Annotated in this window: 28 protein-coding genes and 1 pseudogene; 15 read left to right on the forward strand and 14 right to left on the reverse strand. The window is 51.4% G+C overall.

Annotation, left to right across the window (positions count from 1 at the left end):
• Positions 1–6: 6 nt before the first annotated feature.
• The 3 genes from ACP158_RS11320 to ACP158_RS11330 form a co-directional block, all read right to left on the reverse strand.
• A complete protein-coding gene (locus tag ACP158_RS11320) occupies positions 7–138 on the reverse strand; it encodes a hypothetical protein (protein ID WP_424946231.1) in 132 nt (43 codons plus the stop codon).
• Positions 139–210: 72 nt separating this feature from the next.
• Positions 211–1,224, reverse strand: coding sequence for a branched-chain amino acid ABC transporter permease (locus ACP158_RS11325; RefSeq protein ID WP_424946232.1), 1,014 nt, complete (start codon positions 1,222–1,224; stop codon positions 211–213).
• A 15-nt stretch (positions 1,225–1,239) separates the two neighbouring features.
• Positions 1,240–2,220 carry a DUF3883 domain-containing protein gene (locus ACP158_RS11330; RefSeq protein ID WP_424946233.1) on the reverse strand — a complete coding sequence of 327 codons (981 nt, stop codon included), beginning with the start codon at positions 2,218–2,220 and terminating at the stop codon, positions 1,240–1,242.
• Positions 2,221–2,308: 88 nt separating this feature from the next.
• Here ACP158_RS11330 and ACP158_RS11335 point away from each other — a divergent pair, with 88 nt between their 5' ends.
• Both ACP158_RS11335 and ACP158_RS11340 read left to right on the forward strand, forming a co-directional pair.
• Complete coding sequence (locus tag ACP158_RS11335; RefSeq protein WP_424946234.1) at positions 2,309–2,440, forward strand: hypothetical protein; 132 nt, start codon at positions 2,309–2,311, stop codon at positions 2,438–2,440.
• A 32-nt stretch (positions 2,441–2,472) separates the two neighbouring features.
• The gene (locus tag ACP158_RS11340) at positions 2,473–2,925 is read left to right on the forward strand and encodes a hypothetical protein (protein WP_424946235.1); all 453 of its coding nucleotides are present in this window, start codon (positions 2,473–2,475) and stop codon (positions 2,923–2,925) included.
• A 30-nt stretch (positions 2,926–2,955) separates the two neighbouring features.
• On the opposite strand, the gene ACP158_RS11345 is transcribed toward ACP158_RS11340, so the two are convergent.
• Both ACP158_RS11345 and ACP158_RS11350 read right to left on the reverse strand, forming a co-directional pair.
• On the reverse strand, positions 2,956–3,777 hold the full coding sequence (locus ACP158_RS11345; protein ID WP_424946236.1) for an ABC transporter ATP-binding protein: 822 nt from the start codon (positions 3,775–3,777) through the stop codon (positions 2,956–2,958).
• Between the two features lie 121 nt (positions 3,778–3,898).
• Positions 3,899–5,884, reverse strand: a complete 1,986-nt coding sequence (locus ACP158_RS11350; protein ID WP_424946237.1) for an AMP-dependent synthetase/ligase — start codon at positions 5,882–5,884, stop codon at positions 3,899–3,901.
• 74 nt (positions 5,885–5,958) lie between these two features.
• Between ACP158_RS11350 and ACP158_RS11355 the strand changes: the two genes are divergently transcribed.
• Complete coding sequence (locus ACP158_RS11355; protein WP_424946238.1) at positions 5,959–6,222, forward strand: hypothetical protein; 264 nt, start codon at positions 5,959–5,961, stop codon at positions 6,220–6,222.
• Positions 6,223–6,256: 34 nt separating this feature from the next.
• On the opposite strand, the gene ACP158_RS11360 is transcribed toward ACP158_RS11355, so the two are convergent.
• Complete coding sequence (locus ACP158_RS11360; protein ID WP_424946239.1) at positions 6,257–6,418, reverse strand: hypothetical protein; 162 nt, start codon at positions 6,416–6,418, stop codon at positions 6,257–6,259.
• 81 nt (positions 6,419–6,499) lie between these two features.
• On the opposite strand from ACP158_RS11360, the gene ACP158_RS11365 reads away from it, so the two are divergent.
• From ACP158_RS11365 to ACP158_RS11375, 3 genes are all read left to right on the forward strand, one after another.
• Positions 6,500–9,004, forward strand: a complete 2,505-nt coding sequence (locus ACP158_RS11365) for a GcvT family protein (protein WP_424946240.1) — start codon at positions 6,500–6,502, stop codon at positions 9,002–9,004.
• Between the two features lie 267 nt (positions 9,005–9,271).
• Complete coding sequence (locus ACP158_RS11370; RefSeq protein ID WP_424946241.1) at positions 9,272–10,375, forward strand: Fic family protein; 1,104 nt, start codon at positions 9,272–9,274, stop codon at positions 10,373–10,375.
• Between the two features lie 338 nt (positions 10,376–10,713).
• Positions 10,714–10,836, forward strand: coding sequence for a hypothetical protein (locus ACP158_RS11375; RefSeq protein WP_424946242.1), 123 nt, complete (start codon positions 10,714–10,716; stop codon positions 10,834–10,836).
• A gap of 4 nt (positions 10,837–10,840) precedes the next feature.
• Here the strand turns inward: ACP158_RS11375 and ACP158_RS11380 are convergent, their stop codons facing one another.
• A complete protein-coding gene (locus ACP158_RS11380; protein ID WP_424946243.1) occupies positions 10,841–11,092 on the reverse strand; it encodes a hypothetical protein in 252 nt (83 codons plus the stop codon).
• Positions 11,093–11,182: 90 nt separating this feature from the next.
• On the opposite strand from ACP158_RS11380, the gene ACP158_RS11385 reads away from it, so the two are divergent.
• Both ACP158_RS11385 and ACP158_RS11390 read left to right on the forward strand, forming a co-directional pair.
• Entirely contained in the window at positions 11,183–11,482 is a 300-nt protein-coding gene (locus ACP158_RS11385) for a hypothetical protein (protein ID WP_424946244.1), read from the forward strand.
• Between the two features lie 12 nt (positions 11,483–11,494).
• A complete protein-coding gene (locus ACP158_RS11390) occupies positions 11,495–12,547 on the forward strand; it encodes a cobalamin-independent methionine synthase II family protein (protein WP_424946245.1) in 1,053 nt (350 codons plus the stop codon).
• Positions 12,548–12,736: 189 nt separating this feature from the next.
• On the opposite strand, the gene ACP158_RS11395 is transcribed toward ACP158_RS11390, so the two are convergent.
• Complete coding sequence (locus ACP158_RS11395; protein ID WP_424946246.1) at positions 12,737–14,308, reverse strand: ABC transporter substrate-binding protein; 1,572 nt, start codon at positions 14,306–14,308, stop codon at positions 12,737–12,739.
• A 52-nt stretch (positions 14,309–14,360) separates the two neighbouring features.
• Positions 14,361–15,155 carry a maleate cis-trans isomerase family protein gene (locus tag ACP158_RS11400; protein WP_424946247.1) on the reverse strand — a complete coding sequence of 265 codons (795 nt, stop codon included), beginning with the start codon at positions 15,153–15,155 and terminating at the stop codon, positions 14,361–14,363.
• 206 nt (positions 15,156–15,361) lie between these two features.
• Here ACP158_RS11400 and ACP158_RS11405 point away from each other — a divergent pair, with 206 nt between their 5' ends.
• Positions 15,362–15,577 carry a hypothetical protein gene (locus ACP158_RS11405; RefSeq protein ID WP_424946248.1) on the forward strand — a complete coding sequence of 72 codons (216 nt, stop codon included), beginning with the start codon at positions 15,362–15,364 and terminating at the stop codon, positions 15,575–15,577.
• 61 nt (positions 15,578–15,638) lie between these two features.
• Positions 15,639–15,818: a hypothetical protein gene (locus ACP158_RS11410; RefSeq protein WP_424946249.1), complete on the forward strand. Its 180-nt coding sequence runs from the start codon at positions 15,639–15,641 to the stop codon at positions 15,816–15,818.
• Between the two features lie 86 nt (positions 15,819–15,904).
• Here ACP158_RS11410 and ACP158_RS11415 read toward each other — a convergent pair.
• Positions 15,905–16,007: pseudogene (locus ACP158_RS11415) on the reverse strand (IS1595 family transposase); the annotation flags it as partial.
• A gap of 53 nt (positions 16,008–16,060) precedes the next feature.
• On the opposite strand from ACP158_RS11415, the gene ACP158_RS11420 reads away from it, so the two are divergent.
• The 4 genes from ACP158_RS11420 (at position 16,061) to ACP158_RS11435 (ending at position 21,002) form a co-directional block, all read left to right on the forward strand.
• Positions 16,061–16,966, forward strand: a complete 906-nt coding sequence (locus ACP158_RS11420) for a LysR substrate-binding domain-containing protein (RefSeq protein ID WP_424946250.1) — start codon at positions 16,061–16,063, stop codon at positions 16,964–16,966.
• 55 nt (positions 16,967–17,021) lie between these two features.
• The gene (locus ACP158_RS11425; RefSeq protein WP_424946251.1) at positions 17,022–18,035 is read left to right on the forward strand and encodes a PhzF family phenazine biosynthesis protein; all 1,014 of its coding nucleotides are present in this window, start codon (positions 17,022–17,024) and stop codon (positions 18,033–18,035) included.
• Positions 18,036–18,048: 13 nt separating this feature from the next.
• Entirely contained in the window at positions 18,049–19,077 is a 1,029-nt protein-coding gene (locus ACP158_RS11430) for a dipeptidase (protein ID WP_424946252.1), read from the forward strand.
• Positions 19,078–19,463: 386 nt separating this feature from the next.
• Entirely contained in the window at positions 19,464–21,002 is a 1,539-nt protein-coding gene (locus ACP158_RS11435; protein ID WP_424946253.1) for a CoA-acylating methylmalonate-semialdehyde dehydrogenase, read from the forward strand.
• A gap of 228 nt (positions 21,003–21,230) precedes the next feature.
• Here ACP158_RS11435 and ACP158_RS11440 read toward each other — a convergent pair whose 3' ends face one another.
• The 4 genes from ACP158_RS11440 to ACP158_RS11455 form a co-directional block, all read right to left on the reverse strand.
• Entirely contained in the window at positions 21,231–22,136 is a 906-nt protein-coding gene (locus tag ACP158_RS11440) for a glycerophosphodiester phosphodiesterase family protein (protein WP_424946254.1), read from the reverse strand.
• Between the two features lie 86 nt (positions 22,137–22,222).
• Positions 22,223–22,900: a thiol:disulfide interchange protein DsbA/DsbL gene (locus tag ACP158_RS11445; RefSeq protein WP_424946255.1), complete on the reverse strand. Its 678-nt coding sequence runs from the start codon at positions 22,898–22,900 to the stop codon at positions 22,223–22,225.
• Entirely contained in the window at positions 22,878–24,344 is a 1,467-nt protein-coding gene (gene mpl, locus ACP158_RS11450; protein WP_424946256.1) for a UDP-N-acetylmuramate:L-alanyl-gamma-D-glutamyl-meso-diaminopimelate ligase, read from the reverse strand. The genes ACP158_RS11445 and mpl overlap by 23 nt, the downstream gene beginning before the upstream one ends.
• On the reverse strand, positions 24,341–24,856 hold the full coding sequence (locus ACP158_RS11455; protein WP_424946257.1) for a hypothetical protein: 516 nt from the start codon (positions 24,854–24,856) through the stop codon (positions 24,341–24,343). The genes mpl and ACP158_RS11455 overlap by 4 nt, the downstream gene beginning before the upstream one ends.
• Positions 24,857–24,909: 53 nt before the next feature.
• Between ACP158_RS11455 and rnd the strand changes: the two genes are divergently transcribed.
• Positions 24,910–26,016, forward strand: coding sequence for a ribonuclease D (gene rnd, locus ACP158_RS11460; protein ID WP_424946258.1), 1,107 nt, complete (start codon positions 24,910–24,912; stop codon positions 26,014–26,016).
• The last annotated feature ends 82 nt before the right edge of the window (positions 26,017–26,098 follow it).

Consider the following 26,098-nt stretch of genomic DNA (forward strand, 5'->3'; position numbering starts at 1 on the left):
TTTCGTTTAGACTCGCTTGCCTTTTTTTCGCCATACTGCGTTGTGCTGCGCCGCGCGCTTCCCCGCCGTCATTATCGGGCTTGACCCGATAATCCAGTGAAAAACCCAGCGGCGATAGTCGCTGACATTATGCGACATTTTTGTCCCGCCCCTGCTTCCGCAGGAGTGACGGTGGCGGTGGTGGTGGTGACGACGGCGACATGTTACTCATCATACACGCTCAATAATTTTTTCACCAAACAAGCCTTGCGGCCTGAACATCAGAAAGAACAGCGCCAGCACGTAAGCGAACCAGTTTTCGGTGGCGCCGCCCACCATAGGCCCGATCCAGAATTCAAATAACTTTTCGCCGACGCCGATGATGAGCCCGCCGATGATGGCGCCGGGGATGGAAGTGAAGCCGCCGAGGATCAGCACCGGTAATGCTTTTAATGCAATGAGCGACAAGGAAAACTGCACGCCAGATTTCGCCCCCCACATGATTCCCGCTACCAACGCCACAATGCCGGCAATAGACCAAACGATGACCCAGATGGTGCGCAATGAAATGCCCAGAGTCAGTGCCGCTTGATGATCATCGGCAACTGCGCGTAATGCGCGACCGGTTTTGGTGAATTGCGAAAATAATGTCAATACAGCAACTAACAGAACTGCAATCGCCGCGGCCCAAATATCAAGCACATCGATGTACATTCCAATGTATTTGGAATCTGCCGAAGCCCAGGTGCGGGTAACCTCCTCCAACCAGAATGACCCGCCAGAAGGAATGCCAAGGTCAAGCGGCTTGATGTTCACGCCCCACATCAAGTCTCCAAAACCTTCCATAAAAAACGCCAGTCCAATGGTCGCCATAAACAGGATAATCGGCGCTTGATTAACCAGATGTTTCAACACAAAACGTTCGACCATATAGGCAAAACCAATCATGACAATGACCGTCAATACGATGGCAAGAAAAATATTCATGCCACCCGTTATATCGCTGGACCAATGGTGGTATTCGGTGCCGAAAATAACATTGATCAAATGTGCAAATGGAACCTGTCCGGTTTGAAATCCAACCAAAGTAAGCGCAGCAAATAAACACATCACCCCCTGGGCATAGTTAAAAATCCCCGATGCCTTGAAGATCAACACAAATCCCAGCGCAACCAGCGAGTACATCACCCCGGCCATCAGCCCATTCAATATCACCTCAAGCGTATTCAGTAGTTCCATGCTCATTTTGGTTTGGACTCCTTATTTTTCCGAAATAACGGCGCCTATTTTTTCCTCGGTCTTAACTTTACCAACACCGACAATGCAATACCATTTCAATTCCGCGCCCTTAGATTTATGGTCGGGTTGAAAAATCCGCAGGTAAGGTTTTTCCAGCGTTTCGGTCACCACAGCCAAACAATAATCGTGGTTTTTGCGTTTGGCGTGCTTGTATTCATTAGGTGTTAATTCGCAATTGATACGATTACCTTGGTGTCCCTTAACTTCCACGTGTAATTCACGATTCGATTTTGTTACGGTCAAATCCCAACCTACATTGTCATTTTCCACGCTGGCGACAACCCAGCCATCGTCTTCGAAATAAGTTTGCACACATTCAACCGCCTCTCGTTCCACCGCCATGCGTTTTTCCACATCACCTCGGGAGCGTTTGCTGTGGGGTTTTTGGGCGGTCTGATTTGCAGGAACTCCATTTAGCAGGTCGGCGAGTTGTCTTAGGAAAAGTTTATTTTTTTTGTCCTTAATATCAAGATTTCGACCATACGATACGGGCGATTGCAGTGCTGGACGCCCCTTGCCTTTGGGAACCTCTAACCTTCTTTCATCCGCATGAATGAGATGGCAGTCTTTTGTCTTGGCACACATCCGATACAAAACACCGTCCTCTTCTCGTATTTCACGAAACACCAGCGCATTTTTATACCACCCAACAACACGCTTCCCGCCCAATGGACTCATAGCGGTCCATACCACCGTTATTCCCGATACACTGGAATCGTTTTGTACCGCGCCTAAATTTTCAATTTTTATCTTCCCTGGAGGAGGTGAATAACCATAGAAATAACCATCGCTCCAATCATAGAAGTTATATTTTTCTTCTGCATCGCCAGTTTCTTCAACGTACTTGCCTCCTCTGTAAGGACGGTCTTGGTCGTTAATGTCTTGGTAATGCCGCATCCAAGTGATATTGCAAAGTAGTAAATTATTCAATTCAAGTTGCATGGTTTTATCCTCATAAGATTAAAGTCAGACAATATTACAAGGTTCAAGATACTTTAAGCGGTCGATTTCGGATAAATTTTAGCAGATATTGACACCCATTTTCGTGGCGCATATGGAAGCGAAACTCACACTCTTTCAAAGGAGTCCGGCTACGCCGGACGACATATTTAACTGGATTCCCGCCTGCGGCGAGAATGACGGGCTGGGGGGACAAGGGTGAATCGTAAGGCAATAAGTCCTTTTGAGAGGGCAATGGTAAATAATTGTCACGCAAAGCCTGACACTAAAACGTGCTCTATTACCTATAATCCGTCATTGCCCGACCCATATTATTATTATTGGCCGGGCAATCCAGTTATTAAACCGTTCGGCGTAGCCGAACTCCTTATTATCGCGGCTTCGCCACTCTGGATTCCCGCCTGCGGCGAGAATGACGGCAGGGAGGGCGGTTTTTTCCGCCTGCGCGAGGATGACGGCCGAGAGGGCGGTGCTAAAACACCACTGGAAAGGAACACAACGGGCGATGTATTAGTGAACACATACATGTCTGATTTGAGCATACAATCGGCTGGTCGCCGGGCCAGAGACGCCAGTGATTTGTGTGACTTTGCAAGCCTCAATATCAAGGCAAAACAGCCGTGGAATCGCCCTGAATTTATTCTCCGAAATTCGGCAACGAATGACATGCTTGTTTTTCATTTATAGAACACTTAGTTATGACCATTTCACTATACCTTAAAGTATCTTGAACCTATTACAATCATGGCCGACCCCCAGATAGGCATCGATAACGGTCTGATTATTTCGCACTTCATCCGGCGTACCGTCCGCTAACTTGTGTCCATAATCCAACACCAGCACTCTATCCGACAAATCCATGACCACGCCCATGTCGTGTTCAATCAGCGCGATGGTGGTGCCGAACTCGGCGTTGACATCCAGGATGAAGCGGCACATGTCCTCCTTCTCCTCCAGATTCATCCCGGCCATGGGCTCGTCTAACAACAATAATTTCGACTCAGCGGCCAGCGCGCGCCCCAGTTCCACCCGTTTTTGCATACCATAAGGCAGGCGTCCGACCGGGGTCTTGCGAATGGACTGAATTTTCAAAAAATCAATAATCTGCTCGACGCGTTCACGGTGCCGGATCTCCTCCCGTTCGGCTTTGCCCTTCCAGATCGCTTGCCAAAACAGATTGGCATGCATGTGCGTGATGCGTCCGGTCATGATGTTGTCCAGCGTCGACATGCCCTTGAACAGCGCGATGTTCTGAAAGGTCCGGGCTATGCCTTGGCGCGCGATCAGGTACGGTTTTTCGCTCACTCGCCGGCGCCCATCAAACCAGATTTCACCCTGCTGGGGATGATAAAAACCATTGATGATATTCAGCATGGACGACTTGCCGGCACCGTTGGGTCCGATGATGGCGCGAATCTCGCCGCGCTTGATATCGAAACTGATGTCGCTGAGTGCCGTAACGCCGCCAAAGGAGAGGGAGATGTTTTTCACCTCCAGTATCGGGTCGTCGTTGACGCTTGACTTTTCTATGTTATGCATTCTTGTCTTCTGCCAAAAAATCGCCGGGAGAAAATAGGGACAGGTCGCGACCTATCCCTACAACAACACGACTCGGCGAGTCGCGTCTCGCCTTCCAACAATGGATTGTCGCTGCTCATGATTAAACGGGCATATCGGCAATTTTAAGATCGGCGCTGATTTCACCCTGCCGGCCGTCCTCAAAAACAACCTGGGTGGTAACGTGACAACTGCTCGCCTTGGAATAGAGGGCCTCGACAAGCATCGCGTATTTTTCGGCGATGATGCGCCGCCGCACCTTGCGCGTGCGCGTTAGCTCGCCATCATCGGCGTCGAGTTCCTTGTGCAAGATTAGAAATCGGCGAATTTGAGAATCGGCGATATGTTGATCGGCGGACAAATCCTGATTAACCCGCTCGATATTTTTCAAGATCATGGCGTACACCTCAGGATGCGCCGCCAGTTCCTGATAACTGGCGTAGGCGACATTGTTTCTTTCGGCCCAGTTGCCGACCGCTTCGAGATCGATATTGACCATAACGGTAACAAAATCTCGCCCGGCACCAAAGGCGACCGCCTCCTGGATTTGCGGAAAAAACTTCAGTTTGTTCTCAATATATTTCGGCGCGAACAGGGTGCCGTTTCCCAGATGACCCACATCCTTCACACGATCGATAATCTTCAGGTGGCCACGCACATCGAAATAGCCGGCATCGCCGGTCATCACCCAGCCATCGTCGGTCTTGGTCGCGCGCGTGGCCGCTTCGTCTTTGTGATAACGATGAAAAACTCCCGGGCTGCGATACATCACCTCGCCGTCATCGGTGATTTTCACCGCCACGCCGGGACAGGGCTTGCCCACGGTATCGGCAAATACCTCGCCGTCGGGTTGCGCGGTGATAAATACCGCGGCCTCGGTTTGTCCATACAACTGCTTGATATTGATGCCCAAAGCGCGAAAGAAATCAAAAATCTCCGGACCGATCGCCTCGCCGGCCGTGTATGCCACCCGAATACGACTGAATCCCATGGTGTTTTTCAAGGGCGCGTAAATAACAAGATTGCCCAATGCGTACAGGATTCGATCTTTGCGCGCAACCGATTCGCCATTCAAAATCGCAATGCCAGATCGGTTCGCCACTGCCATAAAATAATGGAACAGTTTTTGCTTGAATGCGCCGGCATCTTCCATGCGAATCATCACCGAAGTCAGAATATTCTCAAACACTCGCGGCGGCGCAAAATAATAAGTGGGACCAATTTCCCGCAGGTCGTTGGCAACGGTCTCCACGCTCTCCGGGCAATTGATGCAAAATCCAGCGACATAAGCCTGTCCATAGGAAAAGATATGATCGCCCACCCAAGCCATGGGCAGGTAGGACAGCACCTCCTCCTGCTCGGTGAGATTATCCTGCGTGGCGCTGTTGACCGAGGTGATCAGGATATTGTCATGGGTCATCACCACGCCCTTCGGCTTGCCGGTGGTGCCGGAAGTGTATAGGATGATGGCGATGTCGTTGCCGCTTCCTTTAGCAATTTCATGCGCCATAAACTCGGGATTTTCCTTGGCCAGGTCACGCCCCGATTGCTGCACCGCCGCGAAGTCATGTAGCGATATGCCGCCGCCATCGTGACCGTCGTCACACCTATTAATGTGTCCACCGTTACCATCGCCATCGCGACCGTAACCATCATGGTTGCTGGCGCGAAGCCCGCGTGGGTCGTCGAAAATGATGTGTTTCAGGGCGCGGCAGTTTTCCTGAACCGCCAGTGCCTTATCCACCTGCTCCTGATCCTCGACGAGCAAGAAGCCTATGTCCGCGTGATTCAGCACATATTGCATCTCCTCGGCCGCCGAGTCGGCATAGACCGGCACCGCGATCCCGCCCAAACATTGCGCCGCCGCGAAGCCCCAATACAAGCGCGGCCGATTGGCGCCGACAATCGCCAATTTGTCTCCGCGCTTAAATCCCAACGCCGCCAGCCCTTGTGCGAAAGCGAATACCTCGTCTTTCATCTCTCTCCAGGTCCAGGTTTGCCAAATCCCTAAATCCTTCTCGCGCATGGCCGGTCGATCACCGAAGTGCTCGGCATTCAATATCAAAAACTTCGGAAAAGTATCATTCATGCTTTCATGAGACATGTTTCATGAGAAATTTACCTGGGGAAATTGCGCCATTCACGTTTTCATGAGAAATTGGCATGAACGAATTTTACCAGCAAATCGGCAAGGGAATGAGCATCTATTCCGCCCGTTTCGTCGGCCGAACCATTCCCGCTTTTTATAAGGTTGCGGCTGGCGCCGCGGGGTTTTCACTGGATTATCGGGTCAAGCCCGATAATGACGGGCGGTTATTATCCAGCGGCGAAGCCGGCGCAATCCGCGAACCCCCCTTGATCCCCCCCCTTATCAGGGGGGAGACTGAGCCACCGTCATTGCGAGTGGACGATGCGAAGCCCCCCTAATAAGGGGGGGTTGCGATACGTCCCTGGCGCTGCCCTAATACCGCCCCTGAAACCGCGTGCCATCACCGCCGGGCAAGGTAAAGGCAACATACAAATGACGAGTTACGACGATTGCCGTAGCCACCCGCCCGTCATTCCCGCTTTTTATAATGACGCGGCTGGCGCCGCAGGATTCATCAGCCGATGATGCGCGCAAAAAAAATTGCCCGCGGGCGCGGCGTGAAGTATATTTCGCGGTGCATCATTTTCATCCACGCCAACCACAAACAACAAACACATGTCACAACAAATCCCAAGCAAGGCCAGCGCGGTCGTCATCGGCGGCGGCGTCATCGGCGCCAGCGTGGCCTACCATTTAGCCAAACTCGGCTGGAACGATGTGCTGCTGCTGGAGCGAATGCAGTTTGCCTGCGGCACCACTTGGCATGCGGCCGGGCTGGTCGGCACCATGCGCGCCAACGAGAGCCATGCCAAGTTGGCGCAATATTCCATGTCGCTGCTACGCGAGATTGAAGCCGAAACCGGGCAGTCCACCGGCTTCAAGCAAGTCGGCTCGCTGTCCATCGCCCATAGCGCGCCGCGGTTTGAGGAACTGAAACGGGTAGCCGCGATGAACAACGCCTTTGGCGTCACCCAGGTCGATATGCTGAGCGCCGATGAAGTCAAGGACAAGTATCTTTTTCTTGAAACTGGCGATTTGCTCGGCGGCAGTTGGGTCGCACATGATGGTTATGCCAGCCCGGTGGATGTTACCGCGAGTTTCATCAAGGGCGCGCGTAGTCGCGGCGCGTTGTGTCTGGAGGGGGTGAAGGTCACGGGCATCGCGCAGGCCGATGGCAAGGTGGCTGGGGTGCATACCGCTCAAGGCGATATCGCCGCGGAGTATGTGGTCAACTGCGCCGGCATGTGGGCGCGCGAGGTGGGGCGGATGGCCGGGGTGAATGTGCCGCTGCATGCGTGCGAGCATTATTACGCGGTCACCGAGAAGTTGGATAACCTGCCGCTGGATTTGCCGGTCATGCGCGACCACGATAAATGCGTTTATTTCAAGCAGGATGCGGGCAGTTTGCTGGTCGGGCAGTTTGAGCCGCGCGCCGTGCCTTGGGGGCAACGCGTCAATGGAAATGGCGTCAATGAAAATCGGGTCAATGGCGGCGGCGGTATTCCAGAAGATTTTTGCTTTGATGAAATTGACGGTCATTTCGATGAGCAGATGATGCCGGTGCTGGAGGACGCCATGAACCGGGTGCCGTTGTTGCGCGATGTCGGTTGGCGAAAATTTTTCTGCGGGCCGGAGAGTTTTACCCCGGACGATCAGTTTCATATTGGCGAAGCGCCGGAGTTGAAAAACTTCTATGTCGCGGCCGGATTAAACTCCATCGGTATCCAGAGTTCCGGCGGCATCGGTAAGGCATTGTCGGAGTGGATGCATCATGGTTATGCGCCGCTGGATTTGTGGAGTGTTGATATTCGCCGCATGTATTCGTTCCAAGGCACGCAGCAGTATATCCAAAACCGCGTGACCGAGACGCTGGGGCTTTTATACGACCATCATTGGCCGTATCGGCAGATGGAGACCGCGCGCGATGTGCGCCATTCGCCGATTCACGAAAAGTTAGTCGAGCGCAATGCCTGCTTCGGTGAGGTGGCCGGGTGGGAGCGGCCGAATTGGTTTGCTCCGAAAGGCGTGCAGCCGAAATACGAATACAGTTTCGGCAAGCAAAACTGGTTTGAATATTCGGCTAATGAGCATAAAGCATTTCGCGAGCAGGTCGCGCTGTTCGACCAAAGCAGTTTTTCCAAATACTTGGTGCAGGGCAAGGATAGTTGCGCGGTGCTGCAAAAAATTTGCACTGCGAATGTTGATGTCGCAACCGGCAAAATAGTTTATACCCATTGGCTGAACGAGCGCGGCGGCATCGAAGCGGATTTGACGGTTACCCGCCTTGCGGAAAATAAATTTCTGGTGGTGAGCGGCGCGGCGGTAACCAATAAAGACCTGAATTGGTTAGCGAGAAATACGCCTGCTGATGCGTTTTGTACGGTGACCGATGTGACCAATTCGTGGGCAGTACTCGGGGTTATGGGACCGGACAGCAGAGCATTGCTCAGCGATGTATTGAGGATGGATATGAGCACTTCAAATTTTCCATTCGGCATGTCAAAACCGATTGAACTCGGTTGCGCGGTCGGTCGCGCCGCACGAGTATCATTCGTCGGCGAACTCGGCTGGGAGTTGTATATTCCGAGCGACATGGCGCGTCACGCGTTCGATGAGTTATGGCGCGTCGGTGAAAAACACAATTTGCAAATGGCCGGCTTGCATGCGCTTGACAGTGGCCGCATCGAAAAGAAATTCGTGCACTTCGGGCACGATGTCGCCGATGAGGACACGCCGCTTGAATGTGGTTGCGCGTTCGTGTGCGACTATGAAAAACCGATTCCGTTCATGGGCCGCGATGCGATTCTCAAACAAAAAGAAAGCGGCGCTTGGAAACGCAAACGTCTGGTGCAATTTTTATTGCGCGATGCCGATGCGATGTTGTATCACCACGAACCGATTTTGCGCGATGGTGTTATCGTCGGACATCTCACTTCCGGCAACTATGGTCACACTCTGGGCGGCTCGGTTGGCCTCGGTTATGTGCATCACGACGATGGCGTCGACCAGAACTTTTTGGATAGCGCAATCATCGAAATTGATGTCGGCGGGATGCGCATCCCCGCCACCGCGAGTTTGACCGCGATGTACGATCCGAAAGCGGAGCGGATGCGGGGGTAATCAGAGCCGCATGACTTCGGCTATATGTATAACAATGGGCTAAAACTATCATTAAACCGACTGATATATGCTTATATGTACAACATTTATACATATTTTCACGGATATGGATAAAAAACAGCCAAAACTATGTATAATAATCGGCTAAAACTATCCTTCAATCGACTAATGCCTGCCTATATGCAAAAGATTTATACATATTTTCACTGACATGTATAAAAAAAACCAAAAGCTATACATATAAAGGAACAACTAATGCCACAGGATATGACATCCTCGTTACCACCGCTCTACGACTCGCAACAGCCGTGGAACGGCCTGCCGGAACTGCCACCCAACACAGAGATTGAGTCAAAGGAAATACTCAAAGCGTGTATTGCGGCGAGGACTGAATTGGCTCGAGTCAATGCGTTGGTGGAAACACTGCCGAATAAGGACATCCTGATACAGGCTATACCGTTGCAAGAGGCGCGCAGCAGCTCCGAGATCGAGAATATCGTAACCACCAGCGATGCACTATACCGCGCCTTGGCATCCAACGGTTCGGAGGCTGATGCCAATGCCAAAGAGGTGTTGCGCTATCGTGAAGCACTCTGGCAAGGCATGGACAAGATGGGTGAAGCGCAGAGCTTGACCATCCCTTTGTTCGAGAGCATTTGCTCGCGTATCCGTAGCGTCGAGGTTCGGGTACGCAACAGGCAAGTCATGATCGGCAATCCGGTCACGGGCAACATCACCTACACCCCGCCCAACGGAGCACAACACCTGACTCATCTTCTCACCAACCTGGAGCACTTCCTGATGGATAATCAAGACGGCGTCGACCCGCTGGTCAAAATGGCTGTTATGCACTACCAGTTTGAGGCGATCCACCCTTTCTTGGACGGCAATGGCAGAACCGGGCGCATACTGAACATTCTCTATCTGCTGCATCGTCGCTTGCTGAGCACTCCGGTGCTTTATCTCAGCCGTTTCTTCATTGCACATCAAGACAACTACTACCGTTTCCTGTTGGAAGTGACCGAGCGAAACGATTGGCAGCAATGGATTCTTTATGTATTGAAAGCGGTGGAAAGTGCCTCGCAGAACACTGCTACGACGATTGAAGCGATGCGCGCCCTGAGGGATGATATTTTCCATACCGCAAAGGCGGGTAAGACCAAGGCAGCGGAACGGCAAGGGTTCATCGAGCTCTTGTTCGAATGGCCGTATTGCAAAATCAATATTGTCGAGCGGAAACTGGAATGTTCCAGGATAACGGCAACCCGATATCTAAACGAGATGGCCAAGCTCGGATTGCTGGAGCGTATCAAACGTGGCCGTGAGTATTACTATGTCAACACCCGCTTGATAGATTTACTGGCGGAGTAAGGTGTCGGCCGTAACGCATCCCGGCGGACGCCAGCTGATGATGTCTGACCTCAAAGCGGAGCGGATGCGGGGAACAACAGCCACAAAGAGCAAAAGAACGAGGCGCGGTCTGCGACATATTTAATGGTTCAAGATACTTTAAGCGGTCGATTTCGGATAGATTTCAGCAGATATTGACACCTATTTTCGTGGCGTATATTGAAGCGAAACTCACACTCTTTCAAAGGAGTCCGGCTACGCCGGACGACATATTTTAACTGGATTCCCGCCTGCGGCGAGAATGACGGGCTGGGGGGACAATGGCGAATCGGAAGGCAATGAGTCCTTTTGAGAAGACAATGGTAAATCATTGTCACGCAAAGCGTGACACTAAAACGTGCTCTGGCGTAGCCGGACTTTTTCTCTCGGTTACTTTGGCATCTCAACACGCCTTTGCCCTCTCGATTCACCGTTACCTATAATTCGTCATTGCCCGGCCCATATTATTATTGGCCGGGCAATCCAGTGGAATATGCCGTCCGGCGTAGCCGGACTCCTTCGCTCGCATTGCCCGGCGATGTGTTGTCTGATTTGAGTATACAATCGGCTGATCGCTGGGCCAGAGATGCCGGTGATTTGTGCGACTTTGCAAGCCTCGATATCAAGGCAAAACAGCCGTGGAATCGCCCTGAATTTATTCTCCGAAATTCGGCAGCGAATGACATACTTGTTTTTCATTTATAGAACAATTAGGTATGACCATTTCACTATACCTTAAAGTATCTTGAACCATTTCGAATTGTGGGCGTTATCGCCTTGGTAGCGAGCATGGTATTTACCGCCGTCGCACAAAATTCAACTGCACAAATTGAGGAGTGGCGCAAATCGGCCGAGCAGGGAGAGGCGTGGGCGCAACATAGTTTGGGAGTTGCCTACTATTGCGGAGAAGGTGTTGCTGAAGATAAGCGCGAAGCGTATATCTGGTATTCCATTGCCAAAGCAAATGGCGGCGATAAAGCGGCAGATGAATCACGTAATACTAATTGGCGCGATGTTTTATCGCAAAGAGAAATCTACTCGGCGCAATCGGATGTGGTAGATTACATCCGGCAACAGAAACAGCGATAACCCAAGAATAAAATGAGTTTATTAACGACATGCATCGGCGCGTATCCGAAACCGGATTACGTTAAATTGCCGGACTGGTTCAACCACCCGGCCGGCCCGGATACCTCGGATCCAACTAAACAATGGCTGGACGCAATGGCGGCATTGGGGCCGGACGCGCCTGAGATTATTGAGAAAGGCATCAAGCAAGCGGTAACCGAGCAAGTGGAGTGTGGAATCGATATTCCGACCGATGGAGAAATTATTCGTGAAAACTATATTCACTACCATTGCCGGCATTTGCATGGATTCGATTTCGTTAATCTGATCGAAAAAGAAGTGCGCGGCGGCGCCTATGCGGCCAAGTTGCCCTCCATCGTTGGCCCGGTTTCGGTGAAACAACCGTACATCGCCAAGGATTGGAAAACGGCTCAGGCATACACCGACAAGCCACTGAAAATCACCTTGCCTGGGCCGATGACCATTATCGACACCAATTCGGATGTTTATTACAACGACCCCAAAAAGTTAGGGTCGGATTTGGCGCAAGCATTAAATCTTGAAGTTTTAGCGCTGGCGGACGCAGGTTGCAGATACATTCAAATCGATGAGCCGGTATTCGCGCGCAATCCGGAAAATGCGCTGGACTATGGTTTTGAAAACCTGGAAAAAGCCTTCCACGGCTGTCCTGAGCACGTGGCTCGCACGGTGCACATGTGTTGCGGCTATCCAGACAAGTTAGACCGCGCTGACTATCCGAAAGCCGACCCTGATTCGTATTTCCAGATCGCCGACGCGATCGAGGATTCCGCCATCAACGTGGTATCTTTGGAGGATGCTCATCGACACAATGACCTGTCGTTGCTTGAGCATTTTAAGACTACGGCGATAATATTTGGTGCGGTGGCGATTGCGAAAAGCAGGGTGGAGTCGGTGGACGAGATCAGGGAGCGTTTGCTGGCGGCGCTGCAGCATATTGATGCCGAGCGTTTGCTGGCGGCCCCGGACTGCGGCCTGGGACTGCTTGGCAGAGAGCTCGCTATGACGAAATTGCGCAACCTGAGTGCCGCTGCCCGAAGCGTATAAATGTCATTTTTGTAATTTATATGCAAATACAGCAGCACTCCTTTTTAAGAGCACACTCTTTTAAGTGGTGGGTGATCCGCAATGACAGCTATCAGAAATTGCGCAGGAACAAAAATCGACACTTGGCAGTCTTAAAAGGTATCGCAACCCCCGTGCATTTGAACGTCTAATCGTCTTGGGCGGGGAATACTAGGCTTTCCAAACTCTTTCAATCACACGAGCCCCCATCAGCCGATTGACGCCATCGGCGATTGTTCCTTGAATACTCCGATCATAAGCATCCAGATCAGATGGAAATGCAAAAATGCCATTGCCGCCATCATTGTGTATGATCTCTTGCATATCCCAGTATATCTGTTTGCGCCGCACGAAATCCGTCTCTGTTTTACCTGCGGTCATTAGTTTTTCAAACTGATTATTGCACCAGTACGCTTCAGCCCAGGGAGCACCACAGGCAAAAGCCACCGAGAACATCATGCCCGGCGTGGGGCGTGTCGACCAGTTGGACATCACATAGGGTTTTTTCATCCAGACATTAGACCAATATCCATCGTTCGGTTCTTGCCGAACGTTGATCTCTATACCTGCTGTGCGTGCGCTTTCTTTCATTAGTACTGCCGCATCGACCGCCCCCGGGAAAGCCGCATCGGCCGCACTGAGATCAAGTGTGAGTGAATCAAGGCCAGCTTGTTTGAGGTGCCAGGCCGCCTTGTCTGTGTCATAAGGGCGTTGTGGTAATTCTGAGTGATAAAATGGATCCGCTGGCGGGATTGGGTGATCATTGCCTAGTGCAGCAAAACCCTGAAAGACTCTATCAACAATCTCCTGACGATTGACGGCGTATTTCAATGCCAAGCGTACATTAGCATCGTTGAACGGTGAGTTGCGAACATCCATAACGGTCGTTTCATAACGACCGCCCAGCCCCTCAATCAAGTTGTAGCGATTAAGATCTTGAAGTCGTTTGACAGTTTTGTTGTCGACCCGATCTATAATATCCACACCACCGCTAAGCAACGCGCTGGTGCGGGCTGTTGCGTCGGTAATATATAACACTTCGACCGAATCGACCCAGGCTCTGTCCTTTTTCCAGTAGTTTGGATTGCGGCTGGCCTTAAAACTTACGCCCGGTTCGAACTCTTCAAGGATGTACGGTCCTGTTCCCACGAAAGTGGTCCAGTCCGTGTGCCCCTCAGGTATGATTTGCAAATGGAAATCGCCCATAATGATGGGAATATCTGCGTCGCCACTTTCATGGTCGATAATAACCCTGTCACCTTCGGTATGGATAGAGCTTACACCGTTCAGAAATCCCTTGGCGGCAGACTTGGAATCTTCGCCAATATGCCGATTAAGTGAATAGACGACATCCGCTGCAGTCAGCGGCCTTCCGTTGTGGAAGGTAACGCCTTTGCGAAGTTTAAATTCCCAATGTTTAGCCCCATCCGAACTTTGCCAACTTTCGGCTAATTCTGGAATCGGTTTGCGGTCGGGCCCGATCTCGACCAGATTATTACCCAACGCAAAGCCAATTACGTACATATGGGAATCCAGATAAGTTGTCGGATCAAGTGAGTCAGAGGTGCTCCCACCGCTGACCCCTATCTTTATGGTTCCGCCACGTTTGGGTTCTGCCGCGATGGCAAATGAGGGGATAAATTGGGTAGTGGCCGCAAGGGACACTCCGCCGAGCAGTTTCAGTGCGCTCCGACGGTTCAAACAAGCAGGTGACGAGGCGTTTAGGTTACTCAGTCTGTTCATAGTATTTCTCCGTTAGGGTCATCAATTGTGTGTCTAAGGTTGTGTCATGGTATTATTGTGCTGATATTGGTGCCAAACCGGAAACCCGGGTCGGTTTCCGATCGCACGCGACACGGTTATTACCGAGCGTGCCGGGTATAGTTATCCGCGAAACCCCCAGCACTTTCGTCGCCGCGTATAAAAGGGCTTGATTGCTTGAAATAACCGGCTTTCCAGTCAGGGACTCAATGGTATTGATACATTCGACAGCACGCAAATCGGTGCATACGATGACGATAGCTTCAGCCTTTTGTTGATCAGCCTTCAAGGCGAGTCTGGTAATCTCATCGCATGAAATCGCGCCTTGCCCAAGGCTATCAAGAACTTTTTCAATGCGCGATACGGATATGACATTGAACCCCGAATCCTCGAAAAATTTTGTGGTAACTTCGCTCAACTGATGGTCATACGGCGTACAAATTACTATTTTACTCACCGCAATATCTGTTAGCGCATTGATCACGGCATTAGAGGCGGTAACGACCGGCAACCCGCTATAAGCAGTTAATCGGATTGCGAGTGCCAGATCGGCCCTCCTCCCCAGAGCCAATGTTGCTGAGGTGCAGCCATAAAGAATAATGTCCGGGCGGATAGCAGTGAGAAGATCGATAGACGCATCCATGGGCGCATTACCCAGGGCTTGCATTGTGCTGGTGTTGGGCGCACAATTTAATTCGTAACCCGCGATGCGAGTGAAGTGCATAGAGACGCCATCCGGACGCATTGCGGTAAGGTCCGGCTCCAGATTTGTGTTCGTGTACGGAACAACGACGCCGATGCGACCCCGCCCCCTGCTATCATCAAACATGTGTACCATCCAAACAAAATTTTGATGCCCGAACAATAGATGAGCGTGTATCTATTTGACAAATGAGTATTTCTTGTCCTTAATACAAATATTATTTGTAGTAATGCGTCGTTGCTCACCCTGTACTGACTGAAGTAACCACCGTAATTAATGAAATTGGTTCAAGATACTTTAAGCGGTCGATTTCGGATAGATTTCAGCAGATATTGACACCCATTTTCGTGGCGCATATGGAAGCGAAACTCACACTCTTTCAAAGGAGTCCGGCTACGCCGGACGGTTTAATAACTGGATTGCCCGGAACAAGCCGGGCAATGACGGGTTGGGGAGACAATGGTGAATCGCAAAGTGTGACTCTCTTTGAGACGCCAATGGTAAATAATTGTCACGCTTTGGTGACACTAAAACGCGCTCTGGCGTAGCCGGACATTTTCTCTCGTGTGCTTTGGCCTCTCAACTCGCCTTTGTCCTCTCGATTCACCATTGCCTATCATTTGTCATTGCCCGGCCCATATTATTATTGGCCGGGCAATCCAGTGGAATATGCCGTCCGGCGTAGCCGGACTCCTTTGCTTTGATGCCGCGCTGTTCGATGCGAGAATGACGGCCGAGAGGGCGGTGCTAAAACACCGCTGGAAAGGAACAAAACGGGCAATGAATTAGTGAACACATACGCTCGCATTGCCCGGCGATGCGTTGTCTGATTTGAGTATACAATCGGCTGGTCGCCGGGCCAGAGATGCCGGTGATTTGTGCGACTTTGCAAGCCTCGATATCAAGGCAAAACAGCCGTGGAATCGCCCTGAATTTATTCTCCGAAATTCGGCAACGAATGACATGCTTGTTTTTCATTTATAGAACAATTAGTTATGACCATTTCACTATGCCTTAAAGTATCTTGAACCATGAAATTTGACCTGCCGCCCATGATGAGCCTGTGTGCCTTTGAGGCGTCTGCACGTAAGCTTAGCTTTACCAAAGCCTCTCAGGAATTACACCTGACACAGGCTGCTGTAAGCTTTCAGGTCCGAAAACTCGAAGACAGACTTGGCGTTCAGTTGTTCGTTAGAGGGCACCGCAAACTTTTGCTAACACCGGAAGGTCTGTTGTTTCTAACGGCAGTGCAGAGTGCCTTATCAACTCTTGAGGCTGGGAAAATGTCTATTGTGGGGTGCGGCGCCGATAGACATGTGACCATCAGTGTTCCATTTTCACTGAGCGGAAAATGGATGGTCCCGAGGCTTCACAAATTGACTCGTATCCGCCCTGATCTCGATCTGCGTGTTGATGCTACCGACCATCTGGTAGATTTCGACAGGGATCCGGTTCATCTTGCTATTCGTTACTGTGAGCATCCACCGGATAATCTACACTCAGTACTTCTTTTTGCTGACACCGTTTTCCCCGTCTGCAGCCCCAACTTGATGGCAAAATTTGAGGGGCATCTTGATCCCGGTCAAGTCGTCAAGCAAATACTTTTGCACGACGAAATGGCTGATTACACTTGGTACGACTGGATAAAGTCTATTGGATTGAACAACGAACCGACAGTCGGCGGACATAAATTTAGTCATACAGGAAACGCACTTGATGCGGCTATAGCCGGTCAAGGTATCGCACTGGGTCGATTGGCGTTAGTAGCGGATGATTTGGCGATGGGTCGCTTAGTGATACCGTTCACTATGGTAGGAACAACCGACTATGGCTATTACATCGTTGTGCCTGAAAAATCGCGGTCTGACCCGTTGGTCCGCACTGTTGTCGAGTGGCTTATCTCGGAAGCGAGCATGACAGAACAGAACCTGCCGTGAGCAGTCTCACAAAAATATCTTTATTGCCTTTCAATAGAATAATTCATTTGAACGCTTGCCGGACTCATCTTATCTTTCGCCTCTGAAAAACAAATATCCCTATATGCAGATGAATATGATGTCCAAGCCTCGAAAAAGGCGGTTGCCCCTGAAAATATACGACTGTTTTACCAATGCACGGTTTGGTGGAAATATGGGTGGGCTCGTGCTTGACGCAGGCCTTTTAGCCGATGCTGAGATGCAGGCCATTGCCAAAGAAATAAACGTACCTGTTACTGGTTTTGTGACTGCCATTGATGTGGATGCGGTGCAGGTGAAATTCTTCATGCCAACAGCAGAAATTCCAATGTGCAGTCATGTCACGGTTGGGTTATACACCTATTTACACGAACAGGGGCTGGCAGGCGATGAGGGAGGTAAATCACCACTACTGAAAACCAGCTCCGGGAATACTCAAGTATCCACGACCGTCTTATCTGGAGGCGAAATTGTTGTTATGATGAATCTTGGCTGCGTGGTGATTGAAAAGTGTGAGGTCAGTCGTGAATTGGTTGCCGAGGCTCTGCGTATCAATCAACTGGCTATTCGAACCGACCTGCCGATGGAGATAGGCGCTACCGGATTGCGCCACCTGTTCGTACCGCTATCTGACCTCAATACCCTGGAAAACATGCGGCCAGATTTTTCTGCCTTAACGGCACTCAGCGAGCAACTCTCGGTTGAAACCATTGCGCCTTTCTCCATGCAGACTCAGGTTATCGACAACACGTTCCACTGCCGCGATTTCTGCCCGGCTCTCGGTGTTAACGAAGTACCTGCTTCCGGCACTACCAACAGCGCGCTTTCCGGATACCTTATTGAAAACAAGGTGGTGAATACGGCTGACGGGAAAGCAACTATAAACATGCTGGCTGAACAAGGGTATGAACTGGGAAGACCTAGTATCCTCAAAATAGAGATTGAGATGAATCACGGTGAAATAACACAGATTCGTATTGGCGGAAGTGCTGTTTTATCTATCGATGGCATTATAAACGCATGGCAAATCAACAATAGCGCCATTTCTTAAAAAAAGTTCTCCTGTGAATACTAATATAGAAACCAAACAGACAGAACCAGAGCTTCGCAAATTTGAAGAACTTGTTTCAAAGAATTTATTTTGGGATAGTCATGCGGGTATTTTTCCTGCCCCAGATGCAGATTTGAGCGGACTGTTAGCCTGGCGTGATGCCGACGTTAATTACGTTTCCATAAATGTCGGATTTGACGTTATCGACTGGCAAACCACATTTCGCACACTGGTTGCCTACCGCCATCGGCTAACTGAATTGGCTGAATTTGTTTCAGTCATCAGTTCAGTTGAAGACATTTTAACTGCAAAGCGGGAAAAAAAATTGGCGGTATCGTTTGACATTGAAGGTGCCAAGGCGTTGGATGGCGATTTGGCAATGGTTTCTGCTTTGCACGATCTTGGTGTGCGTCAAATGTTACTTGCTTATAATCTGGGTAATGTGGCGGCAGGTGGCTGCCATGATATTAACTCCGGCCTGACTGCCTTTGGATGCGAGGTGGTCAAAGAAATGAACCGAGTGGGCATGATCGTCGATTGTTCCCATGTTTCGTACCGCACAACCATCGAAATGATGGAGATATCCAGCCAGCCAGTCGTATTCACACACTCGAATCCAGCCGCGGTCTGGCCGCATGACCGTAATATCCTGGACGATCAGATCCGTAAATGCGCCGCAACAGGAGGGGTTGTCGGAATCAACGGGATGGGCATTTTCCTTGGTGAGAACGACACCTCGGACAGGGTTTATGCCGATCATGCCTGTTATGTCGCTGATTTGGTCGGACCTGCGCATGTCGGAATTGGTCTGGATTACAAGCCGCCGAGCAAAACCGCTGAAAGCTTAGGGGCTATCTTTCAAGCCAGACCTGAGTATTGGCCAGTCTCGCAAGCATATGGAACCAAGTCTATTAAGCTCGTGTCACCCGAACAACTACCGGGAATATGCAAAATACTATCGCTTCGGGGCTGGTCACAAGACCATCTTCGAGATTTTCTTGGCGAAAATTTCTTCCGCGTGGCAAGCGCGGTCTGGATGTAAACAGGTTGAGTACACGGAATAAATAAACCATATGTAATGAGTACTCTAAAATACTGCGTAGAATTAGCGATACCGCATAAGTCCGATTCTGTCCTGTTAGTTATTGTCAAAAAGGGTGTTTCTGTTTCAGCGCCAGAATCAAGTGGCGGCCTGATCAATTGCTGTCACCTCAATTCCATTTTTACACTTGTTCCCGCAATCGCCTTCACCGGGGAATCAAACCCGCGCAAACGTCACCATTTCTTCTCTGTGTACGCGCCCCCCGTGCTGGCAGGATTTCATTTTACCTGTTGGAATCAACCTATTGAAGATATTTACGTGTTGGGACAGATTATTTTTAACTCAATCTCGTATAATCCGCTAAATATTATCGGAAGGAAAAACCCATGAAACACGAGTCAATTGAAATCGAAAAACGACATTATGAAAAACTGCACCATTTTGTAAATGGCCAAAAAACCCCTGGCCAAAGCGGACGATTTGGCGATATATACAACCCTGCTCTCGGGGTTGTGGTTAAACAAGTTCCCCTGGCAAGCAGCGCCGAGGTCAAGCAGGCAATTGGTATGGCGCAGGATGCTTTCCCGGATTGGGCGGCCACGCCGGCCGGTCGCCGCGCGCAGGTTATGTTTTCGTTTCGGGATCTAATTAAATCACATATCGACGAACTCGCCGAAGCGGTCTCTTGCGAACATGGGAAAACCCTGGACGATGCCAAAGGCTCGATTACCCGCGGGTTGGAGGTGGTCGAATTTGCCTGCGGAATTTCCCAGCTGCTCAAGGGCGAACATTCGGGTAGCGTGGCCCGCGGCGTGGATTGCTGGAGCATGCGCCAGCCGCTGGGCGTTTGCGCCGGTATTACGCCGTTTAATTTTCCGGCGATGGTGCCGATGTGGATGTTCCCCGTGGCCATTGCCTGCGGCAACACCTTCGTGCTCAAGCCGTCGGAGCGCGACCCGTCCTGTTCCTTGCTTTTGGGCGAGTTAATGAAACAGGCGGGACTGCCCGATGGTGTGCTTAATGTTGTCAATGGCGACAAGGAAGCGGTCGATACATTGCTGACGGATGAGCGCGTGCAGGCGTTAAGTTTTGTCGGTTCGACCGCCATCGGCGAATACATCTATCACACCGGCAGCGCGCACAACAAACGCGTGCAAGCGTTGTGCGGCGCGAAAAACCACATGGTGGTGATGCCGGACGCGGACATCGACCAGGCGGTGGATGCGGTGATGGGCGCGGCCTATGGCTCCGCCGGCGAACGCTGCATGGCGATCTCGGTGGTGGTGTCGGTGGGCGATGCGCCGGCTGACGCGTTGATTGAAAAACTGCTGCCGAAACTGGACGCGCTCAAAGTCGGACCCTATACCCATGCCGATTCTGAAATGGGGCCGGTGATAAACCCGGAGGCCAAGGCGCGTATTGAGGGTTATATCGAAAAAGGCCTGGAAGAAGGCGCAACGCTGGTGCGCGATGGTCGTGGGACGGTGGTTGCGGGCTCGGAACAAGGCTGCTTCGTCGGCGCCACTATTTTTGATAATGTTAAAACCGACATGAGCATTTACACCGATGAAATTTTTGGGCCGGTGCTAAGCATCGTGCGCGCCGAAAGTTACGACCAAGCAGTGCAGATGATTAACGAGCATGAGTACGGCAATGGCGTGGCGATTTTCACCCGCGATGGCGATGCCGCGCGCGACTTTGCCAACCGCATCCAAATCGGCATGGTCGGCATCAACGTGCCGATTCCAGTGCCGATGGCGTTCCATAGTTTCGGCGGTTGGAAACGCTCGCTGTTCGGTGATCATGCGATTCACGGTCCCGAAGGCGTGCGCTTCTATACCAGATTAAAAACCATCACTTCCAGATGGCCGTCCGGCATCCGCTCCGGCGCGGTGTTTAATTTCAAGGCCGGCGGCGAGCATTGAGCAGCGGCATGCGATGCACGAAGCATGCTGAAAGAGGATGTGCAAGAACATGACCCAGACCTATCTGCATGATTGTTTGGTGCAATTTCCAGAGATTAGCGCGCAACAATTTGGGCGCGCCCCCGACCTATGCGCCATAGAACACGAGTCCGAGACAAACACAATTTTTGCGCGCGCGAAGTTGCGGCTGCTGGAAAGAAATGAAACAGGGAAAAGCGTAGATTGGCGTCACCTGCGCCCATGAAACCATTCCCGGCACCGCTCAGGATAATCGGTGGTAACGGCATCCACGCCCCATCGCGCCATGCGCGTCGCGTCCGGTTTTTCGTTGACCGTCCACGCATAAACTTTCAGTTTGAGATTGCTGGCTTGCTTTAGCAACGGTTTGGTTAAGCCGCGATAGTCGCACGACCATACATCGCCGCCGCTTTGCTTAACCAGCTTCGGCAAATCGGCAGTTCTGATCGCGGTGCGCCGCTTATTGCCGTTGCGGTGAATCCAGGAATACTCTTTTGATTTTTTCCTGGTCAACAGTCCGATGTTCAAATCCGGTCGCCGCCGCTTCGCCAGTTGCATCAACTCCCAATCAAAACTCTGCAAAAAAACGCGCTCCAAAGGGAACCTTAGACGTTCAAGTTTTTTTAATACCAGAGAAACATAATGCTCGGGTTCAGGAGTCCAACCGGGCTGACTGGGCTTGCTCTTCATTTCCAGGTTGAGGATGGCGTCCAGGTTGAGGATGGCGCGGTGGTCGTTAACGAGCAACAACTCGACACATTCATCCAAAGTCGGAATGCGCGCGCCGTTCGCTGGCGTTTGCTCGGGAAATCTTTTCGCGTAGCCGCTGCCCGGGCGCACTCGCCCGACATCGTATCGGCGCAGCGCATCCAGCGGCAAATCGCGGATGGGGATGCGCCGCGCGATCCATTCGCCGCGCGCGTCGCGGGTGGCGTCGGGGTTGAGGCACAGGTCGTGGTGCAACACGATTTCATCGTCGGCGGTTACGCATAAATCCACCTCGACGCCATCGGCGGCATGTTGCAGCGCGTATGCAATCGCCGACAATGTATTTTCCGGCCGCCGCCCGCGCCCGCCGCGATGGGCGTGTATCGCCGGCTTAGTTTGCGTCGTCATTGGGCAACGCGGATTGCGTGTTGCAACAACTTCCACGCGCCGATTTAAATTACCTGAGTCAAATTACCTGAGTCAAATTACCTGATTCAATTCGCTCGGGCTTGGACCGCTTTTTCAATCAGAAAATCGATCACTTTCATCAATCTTTCCTGACTGCCGGCCAGGGCCGCAGTGGTTCGGTAACGACCATCCACGATGATCGCCGGCACCCCGGAAATGCCATACTTTCTCGTCATCACGCTGGCGAAGCTCAATTTATTTTCCACGGCGAAGGAGCCAAAGGCGTCAATAATTGACTGACGCTGCACGCCATTTTCCGCCGCCCAGTCCGCCAGTGCATCGACCGAATCAATATTAAGCCGCCGCACATGAATGGCCGAGAAAAATTTGCCGTGCAGCTGCTCGACCACGCCAAGCGCCGCAAACGTATAATACGCCTTGGCGTGGAACTCCCACTTCGCGCTCAGTAACGCGGGAATCGGCACGTATTGCACATGGTCGGGCAGCGTCTTGCGCCACTCAACGATGAACGGCTCCCAGCGATAACAATGCGGGCAGCGATACCAGAACATTTCCACGACCTCTATTTTGTCTGCCGTTTGCACCGGCTGAACCTGATCGAGCAACTCATAATGCCCGCCCTCGATAAACGGTTCTTCCTGCGCGCGCGCCTTGGTGATGCTCAGCGCGAGCAACAAAGTCAGCATAGCGAGCAGCGCGACCGATGCCGCAAACCGCGAGTCAATTTTGCTTTGGATATTCATGTCTAAAATTTTTATGGTAGGTTGATTTTAATGTTCGGGTTGGACAAATTTTGCGCGCAGGCGTCGCTTCCAAGTGTTGGCGCAAGGCCTCGGGAATGTCGTCAAACCCGCCGTTGCTCATGCAGATAATAACGCTATTTTTGGTGGTACTCAAATCAAGTTCCCTGACAATGCTGCCGATCAAGTCTGCCTTGTTTTCACAAATCCGCAAACGGGTCTTGGTGTTCAGCGTCTGCGGCCGCCAGTCCAGCGCGTCGGGCTGATAGATGAAGGTGGCGTCCGCGTTGTTGAAGGATTGCCCCAGTGCATCGCCGTGGCAGCCTTTTTTCATGGTATTGGAGCGCAGCTCAAGCACCGCGATGATTTTGTGCTTGGCGTATTTCGATTTGACGGCATCAATCGTGCGCGCAATGGCGGTGGGGTGGTGGGCGAAATCGTCGTATAGCGACACATGCGCGTTGCTAAACAACAACTGCAGTCGACGCGCCGTAGCCTTGAAAGTGGATAATGCCGCGCATGACTTGCTGACTTCAATGCCGACCGAATGCGCGGCGGCGATGGCCGCCAACGCATTTTGCATATTGTGTTGACCGATGCAATTCCATTCCACCCGCCCGCCTAATTGACGGCGGTGATAAATTTCGAAACGGGAACAATCCTGCGTGAGCGGGTCGGCGAACCAAAGACAGTTTCGATTGTGAATTGAAAAGGGAACAATTTTGCTCCAACAACCCATGCCTAGAACATCAGCAATGTTGCGATCGTCGTGGTTGACAATCACCGCGCCGGCGGACGGGATGGTTCGCATCAAGTGGTGGAACTGGATTTTAATTTGATCGAGATCATCAAAAATATCGGCGTGGTCAAATTCAAGATTGCTCAACACCGCGACGTCGGGATGGTAGTGAACGAACTTGGCGCGCTTGTCGAAAAACGCGGTGTCGTATTCGTCGGCCTCGATCACAAACCATTCGCCGCGACCGAGGGCGGCGGATTGCTCGAAGTTGCCCGGCTTGCCGCCGATCAAGTAGCCCGGCGCGCGACCGGCGCATTCCAGTATCCAGGCGAGCATCGCCGACGTGGTGGTTTTGCCGTGGGTGCCAGCCACGGCGATCACTTTGCGCTCGCGCAGCACATGGTCGTGCAGCCATTGCGGGCCGGAGTGATAGGAATAGTTGCGGTCTAAAACGGCTTCCACCATCGGGTTGCCGCGCGACAGCGCGTTGCCGATGAGCACCTGATCGCAATGCGTATTGATGCCGGCGCGCTCCAAATGCGTTGGATTATAACCGTCATAAACTTCAATCCGCTCGGACTCCAACAGCGTGGACATGGGCGGATACACGTTACTGTCACAGCCCGTCACTTCATAGCCGCCAGCCTTGGCCAGCTGTGCAATGCCGGCCATAAACGTCCCGCAAATCCCGGCGATGAAGACTTTCACAGAAGTTGATCTCCGAATAGTTTCAACAATATGGTTGCAAAAGACAGCTCAAGAACCAATGCGATAAAAAATGCCAGCACTCGACTTATTTCCAGCGTTTCGCGGAAAATAAAAATGATCACCATGAAGTACCAGAGACTGGATGCAATGATTGGAATCTGCGTCAAGGAGAAATTGCCTTGTGATAACGCGCCGCCATCGGACATCAAGATAAATGGAATGATGATAAGCAACAGCAAAGCGGAGCAACCGTACAATGCGGTGGCGGATTGCAGCCAACGCTCGGATTTTGAAAACAGCGTCAGTAGCAACTTTAGCCCCAGCCCCGGTAGTGCGGCTTGCACCAAGGAGATGAGCAGAACGTCGTCCTCCAGCAGGCGGGCGTTCCGTGCAATAAATAATCCAAGGGTTGCGGCAATGGCTACAATCAACAGATTTACAGAAGCCCCAAGATCTTGGGGCTTTGCCTTGAACAGGCAGATTTGAATTAATGTTCGGACTGTTTCAGGCATCGATGGGGCAGTTAATTTTCTGTTGGGATGATACCATTAGTTGCATGGCAAAAATGAAACTAATCTCGGATCGCCAAGCGCTGAATGAATGTGTTCGCGCCGCGAAAAAATCAAAGTGGATCGGGGTGGATACCGAGTTCCTAAGGGAAAAAACCTATTATCCTTTGCTGTGCCTGATTCAGATGCGCACCGAATCAGAAAGTTTTTGCATTGACGTGTTAGCCATCGAAGATCTCATTCCGCTGCAAGAAGTCTTGGCCGATAAAAACAGTATTAAAATTATCCACGCCTGCCGTCAGGATCTGGAGGCGTTGGCTCAGCGTCTCGATGATCCGATTTGCAATTTGTATGACACCCAGATCGCGGCGGCATTTTGCGGATACGGCGAACAGGTCAGTTATGCGGCGTTGGTGGAATCAATTTGCCGGGTCAGGTTGGAGAAGTCGCATACGCGCACCGATTGGTCGGCGCGGCCGTTGTCGCCGGCGCAACTGCAATACGCAGTTGATGACGTGAATTATCTCGACCGGATGCAAGAGTCTCTTGACCGTCGGCTGGCTGAACTCGGGCGCCAGGCTTGGCATCACGATGAATGCGAGAAAGTCTTAAAATCAAGGGATTACCGCATCAACCCGAAAGATGCGTGGAAACGTCTAAAAGGTGCGGCGAAAATTCCAATCCGGCACCAACCAAGCGCGAAGGCGCTATCGATTTGGCGCGAGCGCAAAGCCCAGCAAAGAAATCGACCGCGAGAATGGATTTTATCCACTCGGGCATTGACAGAAATATGTATCCGTCAACCCGCCAGTCTGGTGCTGCTGTCCGGGATTGAATCGGTTAATGCCGGGGTGGTCAGGAATTCCGGAGCCGCCATTCTGAATGTCCTTAAATCCAATGCGCCAAAATCTAATGCATGCGCGAATGATGGCGCCAGCCCGATTTGGGAAAACTATGCGGCGTTGGACAAACAGCAAAAAAAGCGGGTCAAGGCAATTATGAATGAACTAAAAAGCGTCGCCGAGCAAGCCAATATAAGCGAGTCGATGCTGGCCAACCGAAATGATATCGAAGCATTGATTGCGGGAAAAACAAATATTCCATTGCTGGAAGGGTGGCGTTATGAGTTTATTGGGAAACGGATATTGGCTGAGTTTGCCTGATTGCCCGAGTGTTTGCATGAGCGCTCAGATTGCATGAACACGGGCTCTTCGGTTGCCGGATTTAATCTTCCCGCTTAGGCGA

Origin of the sequence: Candidatus Spongiihabitans sp., assembly GCF_965247905.1 — a bacterium.
Classification (GTDB): domain Bacteria; phylum Pseudomonadota; class Gammaproteobacteria; order Arenicellales; family Poriferihabitantaceae; genus Spongiihabitans.